The 13,115-nt window shown below is 70.5% G+C and carries 11 protein-coding genes and 1 tRNA gene; 7 read left to right on the forward strand and 5 right to left on the reverse strand.

The window, feature by feature from the left end:
• The first annotated feature begins 124 nt into the window (after window positions 1-124).
• Genes FB471_RS21695 through FB471_RS21705 form a run of 3 tightly spaced genes read left to right on the forward strand, consistent with a single transcriptional unit; the run spans window position 125 to window position 2,385 of the window.
• Window positions 125-961 (forward strand): helix-turn-helix domain-containing protein, encoded by an 837-nt coding sequence (locus FB471_RS21695; protein WP_142000237.1) that lies wholly within the window; start codon window positions 125-127, stop codon window positions 959-961.
• A gap of 55 nt (window positions 962-1,016) precedes the next feature.
• Window positions 1,017-2,108, forward strand: a complete 1,092-nt coding sequence (locus FB471_RS21700) for a WD40/YVTN/BNR-like repeat-containing protein (RefSeq protein ID WP_142000238.1) — start codon at window positions 1,017-1,019, stop codon at window positions 2,106-2,108.
• Window position 2,109: 1 nt separating this feature from the next.
• Complete coding sequence (locus FB471_RS21705) at window positions 2,110-2,385, forward strand: MoaD/ThiS family protein (RefSeq protein WP_142000239.1); 276 nt, start codon at window positions 2,110-2,112, stop codon at window positions 2,383-2,385.
• An 11-nt stretch (window positions 2,386-2,396) separates the two neighbouring features.
• Here the strand turns inward: FB471_RS21705 and FB471_RS21710 are convergent, their stop codons facing one another.
• The 5 genes from FB471_RS21710 to FB471_RS21730 form a co-directional block, all read right to left on the reverse strand.
• The gene (locus tag FB471_RS21710; RefSeq protein ID WP_142000240.1) at window positions 2,397-3,326 is read right to left on the reverse strand and encodes a CU044_5270 family protein; all 930 of its coding nucleotides are present in this window, start codon (window positions 3,324-3,326) and stop codon (window positions 2,397-2,399) included.
• Complete coding sequence (locus FB471_RS21715; protein WP_142000241.1) at window positions 3,319-3,891, reverse strand: RNA polymerase sigma factor; 573 nt, start codon at window positions 3,889-3,891, stop codon at window positions 3,319-3,321. The genes FB471_RS21710 and FB471_RS21715 overlap by 8 nt, the downstream gene beginning before the upstream one ends.
• Window positions 3,892-3,942: 51 nt before the next feature.
• Entirely contained in the window at window positions 3,943-6,471 is a 2,529-nt protein-coding gene (gene otsB / locus FB471_RS21720) for a trehalose-phosphatase (RefSeq protein ID WP_211358091.1), read from the reverse strand.
• A 37-nt stretch (window positions 6,472-6,508) separates the two neighbouring features.
• On the reverse strand, window positions 6,509-7,960 hold the full coding sequence (locus tag FB471_RS21725) for an alpha,alpha-trehalose-phosphate synthase (UDP-forming) (RefSeq protein WP_142000243.1): 1,452 nt from the start codon (window positions 7,958-7,960) through the stop codon (window positions 6,509-6,511).
• A gap of 87 nt (window positions 7,961-8,047) precedes the next feature.
• Window positions 8,048-9,565: a threonine/serine exporter family protein gene (locus FB471_RS21730; RefSeq protein ID WP_142000244.1), complete on the reverse strand. Its 1,518-nt coding sequence runs from the start codon at window positions 9,563-9,565 to the stop codon at window positions 8,048-8,050.
• A gap of 174 nt (window positions 9,566-9,739) precedes the next feature.
• On the opposite strand from FB471_RS21730, the gene FB471_RS21735 reads away from it, so the two are divergent.
• From FB471_RS21735 to FB471_RS21750, 4 genes are all read left to right on the forward strand, one after another.
• Window positions 9,740-9,812: transfer RNA gene (locus tag FB471_RS21735), tRNA-Thr, on the forward strand.
• 151 nt (window positions 9,813-9,963) lie between these two features.
• Window positions 9,964-10,641 carry a phosphatase PAP2 family protein gene (locus FB471_RS21740; protein ID WP_142000245.1) on the forward strand — a complete coding sequence of 226 codons (678 nt, stop codon included), beginning with the start codon at window positions 9,964-9,966 and terminating at the stop codon, window positions 10,639-10,641.
• 147 nt (window positions 10,642-10,788) lie between these two features.
• The gene (locus FB471_RS21745) at window positions 10,789-11,616 is read left to right on the forward strand and encodes an arylamine N-acetyltransferase family protein (RefSeq protein WP_142000246.1); all 828 of its coding nucleotides are present in this window, start codon (window positions 10,789-10,791) and stop codon (window positions 11,614-11,616) included.
• 158 nt (window positions 11,617-11,774) lie between these two features.
• Window positions 11,775-13,112 (forward strand): lipase family protein, encoded by a 1,338-nt coding sequence (locus tag FB471_RS21750; protein ID WP_142000247.1) that lies wholly within the window; start codon window positions 11,775-11,777, stop codon window positions 13,110-13,112.
• Window positions 13,113-13,115: the final 3 nt, after the last annotated feature.

Genomic DNA, 13,115 nt, shown 5'->3' on the forward strand with positions numbered 1-13,115 from the left:
TGGTGCGAGCCGGTCGGCGGCGGCGTGACGTGGCGATAGCCGAGAACCAGTTCGAGGCGAGAACCGTCGGCGGGTTGGCACCGACTTACCATTCGTATCTGCCCGACCTCGTGAGGTGATGTCGATGGGGAAGATGCGTAAGCCCGGTGCGCAAGCCAGGCGGCTCGCTCGTACGTTGCGAGGATTGCGCGAAGAGATCGGGATGACCCAGTACGAGGCGGCGAAGCGGCTGCCTTTCTCGCACGCCAAGCTGAGCAGGATCGAGACCGGCCAGGTCCCCGAGTACCACGCCTTTCGCGCCATGCTCGATGTGTACGGCGTGCCGGTCACCGAGTGGAACGAATACCTGGATATCCGGGAGCGGGCACTGGAGAAGGACTGGTGGCACGAATACGAAGGAGAAGGCCGGGGCTACATCGCGGTCGAGGATATGGCCAACTCGATCCGGGCGTTCGAGTTCGGTTACGTGCCTGGGCTGCTACAGACCGAGGAGTACATGCGGGAGGTATTCATCTCGGCCAGCAGCCCGCTGACCGGTGAGGCACTGGAGAACATTGTCGCAGCACGGCTGCGCAGGCAGCGGCGACTGACCGGGGAGCCCGTGCTGTGCCTACACGTGATCATGGACGAGACAGCCCTGCGTCCCAGGGTTTGCACGGGTGCTGCCCACCGGGAGCAGTTGCGCACCATCCTCGAACGCGCCGCGTTGCCGAACGTCACGGTGCAGGTGATTCTGGAGGCGGAGGGCGCCCATGATGGGCTGGTCGGCAACCTCACGCTGGCTCGCTACCCCGGCGCCGAGGTCAAGGACAGGGTGTATGTCGAGCACCTGCTCGGTGCCGTGCACACCGAGAGCGAGGCCCAGGTCCGCACCGCGGAACGGATCTTCGGCGACCTCGTTGATCGAGCCCTGGACCACGAGGACTCGATCACGTTGATCGAACGTTGCGTGGTTGGGTGATTTGTCGGACCCCCGCAGTACCCTTCCTGTGACCTGAAACATAAGGGAGGTAGGCATGGACGTACTGCTCGGCATCGGCACCCGGAAGGGTATGTGGTTCGCGCGCAGCAGGGACGGTCGCGCGAGCTGGGAGCTGACCGGACCGCATTACCCGGTGGACGGGGTCAAGGCGCTCACCATCGACACCCGCGGTCCGAGCCCGCGGGTACTGGCCGGGGTGGTCAACGAGCATTTCGGCACGACCGTGGTGACCAGCACCGACCTCGGGCAGACCTGGCACGAACCCGAGCAGGCGCCGATCGCCTTCCCGGAGGACGCCGACGCCGCGTTGCAGGGCATCTGGCAGCTCGCGCAGGGGCCGGTCGACCAGCCGGACGTGGTGTACGCGGGGGTGGAACCGCATGGGCTGTTCCGCTCCGACGACGGTGGCAAGAGCTTCGAGCTGGTGCGCGGGCTGTGGGAGCACCCGCACCGCAAGCAGTGGATGCCCGGTGGCGGGGGAGCCTGCCTGCACACCGTGATCCCGCACCCCACCGACGCCAACCGGGTCACGGTGGGGATCTCCGCGGGCGGGGTGTACCGCACCGCAGACGGCGGGCAGACCTGGGAACCCGGCAACACCGGCATTCAGGCGGTGTTCCTGCCCGAGGACCAGCGATACCCGGAGTTCGGGCAGTGCGTGCACAAGCTGGCCATCAACCCGTCCCGGCCGGACCGCTACTTCCTGCAGAACCACCACGGCGTCTACCGCAGCGAGGACGACGCGCGCAGCTGGCAGTCCATCGCCGGTGGCCTGCCGGACGACTTCGGCTTCCCGATGGTGGTGCATCCGCACCGGCCCGAGGTCATCTACAACTTCCCGCTGGTCTCCTCGGAGTTCCGGTTCCCGCCGGCAGGCCGCTGCCGGGTGTACCGCAGCGAGGACGCCGGTGACACCTGGACGGCGCTGTCCACCGGGCTGCCCGAGGACGGCTACTGGGCCGCCGTGATGCGGGACGCCATGTGCACCGACGACGCCGACCCGGCCGGCGTGTACTTCGGTTCCCGCACCGGGGAGGTGTGGTGCACCCCGGACGAGGGGGAGCACTGGCAGCTGGTCGCCCAGCACCTGCCGGACGTGCTCTGCGTGCGGGCGGCGGTGGTGTGACGTGGCAGTCACGGTGCGCCTGCCCTCGGTACTGCGCACGGCGGCCGACGGGCACGCCGAGCTGAAGGTGCCCGCGGCTACCCTCGGCCAGCTGCTGGACGAGCTCGGCAGGCGGCACCCGGCACTGGAACGCAGGCTGCGTGACGAGCGGGGCGCACTGCGCCGGTACGTCAACTTCTACGTGGACGGGGAGGAGTGCCGGGGCCTCGCCGGGGCCGAGACCCCGCTGACCGATGGGGCGGAGGTGGACGTGATTCCTTCGATCGCGGGCGGCTGATCCCAGCGCGGTCAGGCCGGTGGAACCTGCCCCATCCGGTCCACCACCGCGTAGCGAACCGTTCCCTCGCTCTCCTTCCCCTGGCCGCGGTGGCCGATCACGAGGCCGGTGTCCGGGGCGACCAGCGCCTCGGTGGAGCGCCGGCCGTCCACCCACGGCATCTCGACGGAGATCGCCGGCCTGCCGTCCTCGGTGAACGCGCCGGGGGCGATCGCGACATGCGGTAGGTGGCCCAGTACCCGGTACAGGCCGGCTCGTAGTGGTGCGGGCGTGGAGCCGTCCAGCATCCGGACGATGTTCTCGAACATCGCCGTTGCCTGGTCCGCGCGGTAGCGGACCTCCCGGCGCAGGAACTCGTACAGGGCCTTCGGATCTCGGGGAAGCCGTTCGAAGGTGGACTGCGACGGCAGCAGTACGTCCCCGGCGGACTCGAAGCCGCCCTCGGCGCGTATCTCGTCCCCGGATGGAATGATCCTCAGCCATTCCGCGGCGCGGTTCTTCGGGACCCAGGTCCGGGTTGGTTCCTCGGGCGCCTCGCCGCTGATCCACCCCGTCTCCTCCAGGTAGAGGTACTGCCCGGGTTGCGGCGGGATGTCCGTCACCCGGTCGGCCAACTCGCCCGCCCGGTTCAGCGGCTCGGCGGGCATGGGCGGCAGCACCCGGCTCTCCGGGCCGGTCTCCGCCACCGGCGCCTTGGCCTCGTCCCCGGTCAGCGATACCGCGGCAACCCCCGCTCCGGCTATGGCTACCGTTGCCGCGGCGGCCACCGGAAGCAGCCGCCCCCGAAACGGCTGCCTCCGGGCCTGCCGCCGCGGCACCACCCCCTTACCCCCGGTCGCGGCGACCAGCTGGGCACGTCCCTCTGCGAAAGCCCGCTCACTCATCTCCGGCACGTCGGCGCGCAGGCTGCGCACTACATTCAAGTCCAGGTCATCAGGCACGGTCGTCCTCCGAAATGACGAGATGACGGCGCAGGGTGGTGCGGGCGCGGTGCAACCGGGTCCGTGCGGTGTGGGCGTGGATGCCCAGCGCGGTGGCGGCCTCGGCCGGGGTCAGGTCCGCCCAGGCCACCAGCAGCAGGACATCCCGCTCCTGTGGGCGCAGCTCGGCGATGACCCCGGCGACCCGCCGGACCTGCTCCCCGGCGTCCGCCCGTTCGGCGGCGACCACGTCCGGTGGCTCCGGTGTGCCGGCCCGCGTCCCCTCCCTCGTCACCGCGCGCAGCGCGCGGACCTCTGCCCGCGCGTGCCTGCGGGCGAGGTTGGTCGCGATGCCGAACAGCCAGGCGCGGGCCGAGGCCCTGGCGGGGTCGTAGCCGTCCCGCTGCCGCCACGCGGTGAGGAAGGTCTCGGCGACGAGGTCGTCCGCGGTGGCGGAGTCCAGCCTGCGGGCGAGGTAACCGTGCAGCGACCGGGCGTGGGCGTCGTACAGCTTGGTCAGAACCGCCCCAGCCGAGCTCCCGGACAGGTCCGGGTGCTCCAGCTCGCCGTCCGGCCGCGCACGCATCGACGTCACATCAGGTATTGCCCGATGGCCGCCGGAGCGTTCCGGCGCTGGTCAGCCGGACAGCAGCATGGCGCAGCGGATCAAACCGAGGTGCGAGTACGCCTGCGGGTGGTTGCCGAGCGAGCGCTCGGCGATCGGGTCGTACTGCTCCGGCAGCAGCCCGGTCGGGCCCGCGGCGTCCACCAGCTGCTCGAACAGCTCCTTCGCCTCGGTCCGTCGCCCGGTGAGCAGGTACGCCTCGATCATCCACGCCGCGCACAGGTGGAACCCGCCCTCGTTGCCGGGCAGCCCGTCGTCGCGCCGGTACCGGTACACCGTCGAGCCGCTGCGCAGCTCCGCCTCGATCGCGGTGACCGTGGACTGGAACCGCTCGTCCTGCGGGTCGAGCAGCCCGGACAGCCCCACGAACAGGGAGGCCGCGTCCAGGTCGGTGCCGTCGTAGGCGGTGGTGAACGCCTGTACCTCGTCGTTCCAGCCGTGTTCGAGCACGTCCGCCGCGATGGTCTCGCGCAGCTCGAGCCAGCCTGCCGGGATCTCCCGGCCGTAGTTCTCGGCGAGCTTGATCGCCCGGTCCAGGGTCTGCCAGCACATCACCCGCGAGTACACCCGGTGCCGCGGCACGTGCCGTTCCTCCCAGATGCCGTGGTCCGGCTCGTCCCAGCGCCTGGTCACCGCCTCGGCCATGGCGCGCACGAGCTGCCAGTCGTCGTCGTGCAGCTCGCCGCGTTTGGCCGCGAGGATGACGATCAGCTCCACCACGGGGCCGAACACGTCCAGCTGCACCTGGTGGTTGGCCAGGTTGCCGACGCGCACCGGGCGGGAGCCCTTGTACCCGGGCAGCGAGTCGATCACGGCCTCGGCGCCGAGCTGGGTCCCGGCCAGCGAGTACAGCGGGTGCAACCGCTCCGGCCCGGCCAGCGTGCCGAGCACGCCGTGCAGCCAGCGCAGGTAACCCTCTGCCTCGGCGACCGAGCCGAGGTGCACCAGTTCCCGCACGGTCATCGCCGCGTCCCGCACCCAGCAGTAGCGGTAGTCCCAGTTGCGGACCCCGCCGATCTCCTCCGGCAGCGAGGTGGTGGCCGCCGCCATCACGCCGCCGGTCTCGGTGTCCACCAGCCCGCGCAAGGTCAGCGCGGAGCGGGCCACCAGGTCCGGCTCGATCTCGGGCAGTCGCAGGGTGCGTGCCCACTCGCTCCAGTAGTCGCCCGCGCGGGCCCTACGGTCCAGTTCGGACAGCTCGTGCGGGCCGAGGTTCGTGGTGCCGCAGCGCAGCTCCAGCACCACCGGCTGCTCCGGAGCCGGCCGCACCAGCGCGGTCGCGGTGTCGTTGATGCCGTCGCTCTCGATTTCCCAGCGCACGCCGGGGGCACGCAGCACGAACGGCTCCGAGGTGCCGAGCACCCGCAGCCCGTCGTGCTCGGGCAGCAGCCGCACCGGCACCCCACCGAACTCCGGTCGCGGCGCGAAGGTCACCGTCGCATCGGTCTCCCCGGTGATCACCCGCACCAGGTTGGTCTCGTGTGCCGGGCTGTCCGGCTCGAGGTAGTCGGTGACCAGCAGCCGGGACCAGCGGGTCTCCACCGTCATGGTGTTCGGCAGGTAGCGCTGCCCTAGTGGCAGCCCGTTGCGCGCCGGCTTGATCGAGAAGTGGCCCGCGCCCGGCCCGCCGAGCAGGTCGGCGAAGACCGCGGGGGCGTCCGGGCCGGGGTGGCACAGCCAGGTCAGCCGCGCGTCCGGGGTGAGCAGGGCGACCGAACGCTCGCAGGCCAGCATGGAGATCCGCTCGATCGGCGTGGCCTGCTCGCCGTACAGCCAGTTACGCCGCTCCTCCAGCATGAACGCCAGCACGGTGGCCACGTCCATGGTGTCCGGCACCCGGTAGGTCGCGCGGCTGCGCCCGTCGCCCACCTTGATCCCCAGGTCGGGGCCGGACAGCCGGGCGAACGCCTTCTCGTCGGTGACGTCGTCGCCGAGGAAGATGGCGGCGGTGGCGCCGACCTGGTGGCGCAGGGTGTCCAGGGCGTTGCCCTTGTCGGTCTGCACGACCGCGAGCTCGACGACCTCCTTCCCCTCGGTCACCGAGACGCCGCCCCAGGTCGAAGGTCCACTGTGGACTCTCTCCAGCACGTGCCGGCCCGCGTTCTGCTCAGCCCTGCGGACGTGCACGGCGATGCTGGCCGGCTTGACCTCCAGCGACACCCCCGGAACGTCCAGCACCAGCTGCTCCAGCTCGGTCTCCAGCCGCTTGTGCAGCTCGCGGGCCTCGGCGTCCAGCGCGTGCACGAACCCGATGTCGAACTCCGAGCCATGGCTGCCGACCAGATGCACCTCCGCCGGGAGTCTGGACAGGGTCGCCAGGTCACGCAGGGCACGGCCGGAGATCACCGCGGTGGTTGTCTCGTGCAGCGCGGCCAGCGACCGCAGCGCACCGACCGACTCCGGCAACGGGCGTGCCTCGTCGGGGTTGGCGGTGATCGGAGCCAGCGTGCCGTCGTAGTCACAGGCGACCAGCAGGCGCGGCGTCCTGGCGATCTGCATGATCGCACGCCGCAGCTCGGCGGGCAGGGCCTCGGCGGTCAACACTCCTCCTTAAGGAGCTTCGCAGGGTGATGGGAACTCAGCTGGTCGGCTCGGTCCCGAGGGCTTCAAGGAACGAGCGCGCCCACCTGTCGACGTCGTGGGTGAGGACCTGTCGACGTAAGGCGCGCATCCTACGCCGGCCCTCGGCTGGGTCGAGCGTAATGGCAGCCTCCAGTGCGTTCTTCACCCCGTCGAGATCATGGGGGTTGACCAGGAAGGCGCTGCTCAGCTCCGCGGCGGCGCCCGCGAACTCGGACAAGACGAGCGCTCCCCCCAGGTCGTGTCGGCAGGCGACGTACTCCTTGCAGACCAGGTTCATCCCATCGCGCAGTGGGGTCACCACCATCACGTCGGCAGCGGAGAAGAACGCGGCCAGTTCGGTGCGGTTCACCGACTGGTGTAAATAGTGCACGACGGGGTGCCCGACGCGGGCGAACTCCCCGTTAATCCGGCCCACCATTTGTTCGATGTCGCTGCGCATCCGCTGGTAGTGCTCCACCCGCTCGCGGCTGGGGGTGGCCAACTGGACGAAGGTGACGTCCTCCGCGCTGATCCGGCCCTCGTGCAGCAACTCGTGCAGTGCCTGTAGCCGCAGGTCGATGCCTTTGGTGTAGTCCAGCCGGTCGACCCCGAGCAGGATGGTCTTCGGGTTGCCCAGCTCGGCGCGCACCTGGGCGGCCCGGTCGGCGACGTGCTTGCTGCGGGCGACGTTGTCCAGGCCAGGCGCGTCGATCGAGATGGGGAAGGAGCCGACCCGCACGATGCGGTCGCCGACCTGGACCATGCCCGGCCGGGAGCGCACCCCCACGGCACCCCGGCTCGGTTCCAGGCCGATCAGCTGCCTGGCCAGCCACAGGAAGTTCTGCGCCCCGCCGGGCCGGTGGAATCCGACCAGATCGGCGCCGATCAGCCCGCGCACGATCTCCGCTCGCCACGGCAGCTGCATGAACAGCTCCACCGGCGGGAACGGGATGTGCAGGAAGAAGCCGATACGCAGGTCGGGGCGCAACTCGCGCAGTATGCTGGGCACCAGCTGGAGCTGGTAGTCCTGCACCCATACGGTCGCGCCCTGGCCGGCGACCTGCGCGCTGGCCTCGGCGAAGCGCTGGTTCACCCGGACGTAGCTCTCCCACCAGCCGCGGTCGAACACCGGGCGGGCGACCACGTCGTGGTACAGCGGCCAGAGCGTGGCGTTGGAGAAGCCCTCGTAGTAGTCCCGGACCTCATCGCTGGTGAGCCGCACCGGGTGCAGGATCAGGCCCTCGTCGACGAACTCGTCCACCTCGACGTCGGGCACCCCCGGCCAGCCGACCCAGGCCCCCCTGCGGGAGCGTAGGAACGGCTCCAGCGCGGAGACCAGGCCGCCGGGGCTCTGGGTCCAGCGCTGCGTGCCATCGGCGGAACGTTCGAGGTCGACTGGTAGCCGGTTGGCCACCACCACGAACTCCGCCGCCGTGCGTTCTGGCTCGGTGCTCTCCGGGGGTGCCATACCACGAACAGTATCCGGTGCGGCTCCGGCATGAGATGTGAGCAATCCAGCAGCACAACACTCTTTCAGTCGAGTGCGCCGGGTAGCTCAGTCGAGCCGGCGGCTCTGCCGCAGCGGCCCGGCCATCCGCGGCCCGGACAGCCTGCGTTCCAGCCTGCCCAGGCCGGTGCGCAACGGCTGGGCCAGGTACTCGCCGAGGACCACGCCCGCGGCCAGGGCGAGCCCGATCGCGACCGCCGTCATCAGCGTGACGATGGCGCCGCTCTGGATGAGCATGTACAGGCCGCGGTAGGTGGCCAGACCGGGCAGCAGCGGGGTGATCCCGGACACCGCGACCACCAGCGGGGTCACCTTGAGCCTGCGCGCGAGTACCCCGCCGCCCAGCCCGACCAGGGTGGCCGCGACCGCTGAGGCGGTGATCTGGTTCGCCTCGAGCAGCCGCAGGGTGCCGTAGGCCGCCGCGCCGACCGTGCCCGCCACGCTGGCCACCAGCAGCGGCCGGAAGCGGGAGTAGGAGGCCAGCGCGAAGCAGGCCGCCGCGCCGGACCCCCCCATGATCATCACGGGCAGCTCGAACCGGGTCATGGTGTCCGCGAGCGCGGGGGAGGAGCTGGTGATGCCGAGCGTGTCCGCGATGTTGATGGCGATGGCCACACCGGTGATCAGCCCGGCGCTCATCATCGCCACCTCCATCGAGCGGCCGGCCGCGGTGACGTAATACCCGGTGATCGCGTCCTGCACGGCCGACACCGTGGACAAACCGGACAGCAACACGGTGATCGCGGCGGCAACGACCAGCGTCGGTCGCTCCAGCGGCAGTATCTTGAAGTGCACCAGCACGGTGGCCGCCATGGTGGCGATCAACCCGCCGATGGCCTGCTGGAAGAAGAACGGCAGGGCGTACTTGTTCAGCAGCCTGCCGAACCGGTCGACCACGGAGCTGATCACGAACGCGGCCAGCGCGGTCCAGACGTTGCCGCCGATGATCAGCGAGATGAACGCGGCCATCCCGCCCCAGGCCAGCGTGGAGATCCAGCGCGGGTAGGGATGCGGGGCGTCGTAGATCCGCTGCAGCTCGGTGGAGGCCTCCTCGACGCTGATCCGGCCGCGGGTGATCCACTGCACCAACTGCTCGGTGGCGGTGAGCCTGCTGTAGTCCAGGCTGCGGCCACGGACCACCCGCAGTGCGGTGACCGGAGGCAGGTCGGACCCGCGGTGGCAGGTGATGGTGATCGAGGTGAAGATCACGTCGACCTCGCAGTGCGGCAGGCCGAGCGCCTGGGTCACCGCGAGCATGGTGGCCGTCACGTCGGAGGCACCGGCCCCGCTGAGCATCTGCACCTCGCCGATCCGCAGCGCGAGGTCCAGTACGAAGTGGACGGTGCTCTCGTCGGGCAGCATGGGACCGATGGCGGCGTCGGTGTCCACCGCGGGCTGCTCACCGGTCGGCGCCTCCAGCACGTGCCACGCCCGGCTGCGGGCCGTGCGCCCGTGACGCCGGTTCGCGGTCCGGTTGTCCGGCCCGTGCTCGTCCTGCGGCGGCTCGAGCACCTGCCATACGTTCTTGCGGTTTCCGGGCGTCCTGGCCCGTTGCCTGGCCTTCACGACGGTTCACCTCCCCACTCAGTCCCGTGATTCCCGCTGACCATCGACCTCCATTGTCCGACCGTTGCACGGTGTGAGCAGTGGCGTCCACCACAGACCCGCGGAGGTCATGCGGGCGCGTCGGCCGCCGGCTCACCGTGGCCGATACACTTGACACCGCGTTGACACGCGCCCGCCGGTATAGCTCAGTTGGCAGAGCATCCGCCTTGTAAGCGGAAGGTCAGGGGTTCGAGCCCCCTTGCCGGCTCCGGTACCTCCACGGCGACCCGGTGACCTCCCGGGTCGCGCCGGCACAGGGCAGCGGCGGGCATGCGCGCGCCGGATCGGAATCAGGGCTGTAACAGAATCGGCGCGAGGTGCGGACGGTCTCGGCACAAACCTGGTCGATCATGGGCAGGGTGTCTTCGAACTCGCTGTACTTCAGGACGGGTGCCGACCGGGGCCGGGTCAAGCGGCTGCTGGTGACCGCGCTGGGCTGCCTGTCCGCACTGGGACTGATCTGCCTGGTGTTCGTCGGGACGCGTGCGGGCCAGGCCCTGGAGCAGGAGCTGCTGCCAGGTGGCGGATTCGGGCGACCGACCGTGCTGCTCGAGCCCGCACGTGTCGTGCTGTCCGTCTTCGGGAAGCCGCCCGTGCTGGGCGCGCTCCTCGGGCTGGTGCTGTTGGCGGGCGTGCTGCTCGGTCGGTGGCGCGCGGCCGTGGCGGGGGTCGGCCTGTTCCTGGTCTCGGTGGTCGCCGCGCGCTCGCTCAAGCTGCTGGTACCCCGTCCCGACCTCGACGTTGCGGGCTCGACGACGCACAACAGTTTTCCCAGCGGCCACGTCGCGGCCGCGATGGCCCTGCTGCTGGCCTTGCTGTTCGCTTCGCCCGCTCGCGCCCGCTGGTGGGTGGCCGTCCCCGGCATGGTCGGTGTGGTCGTGATCGGCCTGGCCACCATGATCGCGGGTTGGCATCGGCCCAGTGACGTGCTCGGCAGCGTGCTGCTGGTCGCCGCACTGGGCTGCCTGCTGGCGGCGGCGCTGCTCGGGCCGCTCGCGGGGCGCCGGGTGTCGGGTATGGACGGAGCGCGAGGTTGACACGCGATCGTCCGGAAACCGGCCCGGGCTCGGCCGGGCACGCCGCGGTGGATGCCCCGGAACTACAGTTAGCGGGCTAAACGTAGTTCCGGGTCGGGGGCGGTGAGTGTTGACCTCGACTTAGGTTCAGGTGCGAGGCTGGTTCCCATGACCACACCGACGCTGGAGCTCACCGAGACGCGGGACTGGAACATCGGAGCCGTCGACCTGGACGCCTACCTGGAACGGATCGGCCACCCGCTGGTCGCGCCGGCGGCGGAGGCACTGCGCTCACTGCACGAGGCGCATATCCGCGCGATCCCGTTCGAGAACCTGGACGTGGTGCTCGGCAAGCACCCCGGGCTGGACCTCGGCGTGGTGGCCGACAAGCTGGTGCACCGGCGCCGGGGCGGCTACTGCTACGAGCACGGGTTGCTGTTCGCCGCCGTGCTCGAGCGGCTGGGGTACACCGTGCACCGGCGGATGGCGCGGGTGCAGCCGCACCGGTCGGGGCTGCGTACGCATATGACCCTGGCCGTGCACGCCGAGGGCACCGACTACCTCACCGATGTCGGATTCGGCGCGGGAATGATGTACCCGATGCCGCTGCGGGACGGCGCCGAGGTCGACCAGGCCGGCTGGCCGCACCGGATCGTCCGGCAGGGGAACCTGTGGGCGCTGACCAAGCGGAACGGGGACGAGTGGGAGGTGCTGCACGTCTCGGACGAGTCGCCGCAGCGGCCGGTCGACTACGAGGTCGCGCACCATTACGTGTCCACCCACCCCCGCTCGCCGTTCACCGGGCAGCTGGTCGTGATGCGGCTGGATCACGGGGTCAACCGCCGCCTGGTCGGTGACGAGCTGACCGTCGAGTGGGCGAGCGGGCGGACGGAACGGACCCGGGTCCTGCCCGAGCGGCTCGCCGGGACCCTGCGCGATCTCGACCTCGAGCCGGAACCGGAGGACCTGGCCGGGCTGCGCGCCCACCTGTCGTAACCACTCGGTCGGGTGGGGCTCGGGTGGGGCTCGGATGGGACAAGACAAAATCTGGTCAGAAGTCTTGTTGGATAAGCCGCGGGCGGGTTACTGTCCGGTACACGTCCCGCTCGCGTCCCCGAGCAGCGGATTCGGTGTCCCCACGGAAGGTGGCAACGATGAGCAGGTCCACCCGGCTTCGCAGGTTCCTCGGCGCCGTGCTGGCGGTGATCATGGCCTGCACGGTGGCCGCCGCCCCGGCGGGCGCGGCCGCCCCACCCGAGCCCGGGAACGATCCCTTCTACCAACCACCCGCCGGTTTCGAGTCGACCGAACCGGGCACGGTGCTGCGGTCCCGCCCGGTCGACCTCGCCGCGTTCGCGCTGCTGCCGCAGAAGGTGCAGGCCTGGCAGTTGCTCTACCGCACGACCGACACCCAGGATCGGCCGCAGGCCACGGTGACCACGGTGCTGCTGCCCTGGGGCGCGAAACCGGACCGGTCCCGACCGCTGCTGTCCTACCAGGTCGCCGAGGACAGCGCCGCCGCGCACTGCGCGCCCTCCTACCAGTGGCGGCAGGGCGCGGGTAACGACAACATCGTCACGCAGGCCGAGATCCTGCTCGTGGACGCGGCCGTCAAGCAGGGCTGGGCGGTGACCGTCCCGGACTACGAGGGCCCGGACAGCGCCTACGTGGCAGGCAAGCAGGCCGGGCAGGCGGTGCTGGACGGCATCCGGGCCGCGCAGAACTTCCCGGCGCTGGGCCTGGACGGCAGGGAGACCGACGTCGGGCTGTGGGGCTACTCCGGTGGCGCGCTGGCCTCCGGCTGGGCCTCCGAACTGCACCCCGGGTACGCCCCCGAGTTGGACGTCAAGGGCGTCGCCGAGGGTGGGCTGCCGGTGAACGTCGAGCACGTCCTGGACAACGTGAACGGTTCGGCCGTCTCCGGGCTCGCGATGAGTGGCATCGCCGGGCTGAGCGAGGCATACCCGGAGCTGGCCGGGTACCTGGACGCCAACCTGACGCCGGAGGGCAGGGAGGCGTTCGCGGAGGTCAAGACCCTGTGTAACCCGCAGGCCGTCGCCCGGTTCCCGTTCAAGGACATCTACTCCTACTTCAGCAACGAGGACCCGCTGAACCATCCGGTCGCCAGGGACGTGCTCGCGGCCAACACGATGGGCAAGCACACGCCGACCGCGCCGCTGCTCGTCTACCACTCGGTGAACGACCAGCTCATCCCGCACGAGGACGTGGACGGCCTCGTCGATCGGTTCTGCGCGGACGGCGCCCAGCTCAGCTACCGCCGGGACATCCTCAGCGAGCACGTGGCGTTGACCGTCACCGGAGCGGCCGGCGCGATCAACTGGCTGAAAGCGCGTTTCGCGGGCGAACCGTCGCGGCCGGGCTGCGACACCGAGACGGTCGCGTCCTCGCTGCTGTCGCCCCAGGCACTGGCCACGTTCGGCTCCGCCCTGCTGAACGCCCTCCTGGCACTCCTCGGCCAGCCCATTCGCTGAGCC

It is taken from the genome of Amycolatopsis cihanbeyliensis (assembly GCF_006715045.1).
GTDB lineage: Bacteria > Actinomycetota > Actinomycetes > Mycobacteriales > Pseudonocardiaceae > Amycolatopsis > Amycolatopsis cihanbeyliensis.

Bases quoted from the DNA above. Each gene is read 5' to 3' on its own strand.
- FB471_RS21695 (WP_142000237.1), top strand. From the start codon at position 125: ATGGGGAAGATGCGTAAGCCCGGTGCGCAAGCCAGGCGGCTCGCTCGT.
- FB471_RS21700 (WP_142000238.1), top strand. From the start codon at position 1,017: ATGGACGTACTGCTCGGCATCGGCACCCGGAAGGGTATGTGGTTCGCG.
- FB471_RS21715 (WP_142000241.1), bottom strand. From the start codon at position 3,891: ATGCGTGCGCGGCCGGACGGCGAGCTGGAGCACCCGGACCTGTCCGGG.
- FB471_RS21725 (WP_142000243.1), bottom strand. From the start codon at position 7,960: ATGGCACCCCCGGAGAGCACCGAGCCAGAACGCACGGCGGCGGAGTTC.
- FB471_RS21745 (WP_142000246.1), top strand. From the start codon at position 10,789: ATGACCACACCGACGCTGGAGCTCACCGAGACGCGGGACTGGAACATC.
- FB471_RS21750 (WP_142000247.1), top strand. From the start codon at position 11,775: ATGAGCAGGTCCACCCGGCTTCGCAGGTTCCTCGGCGCCGTGCTGGCG.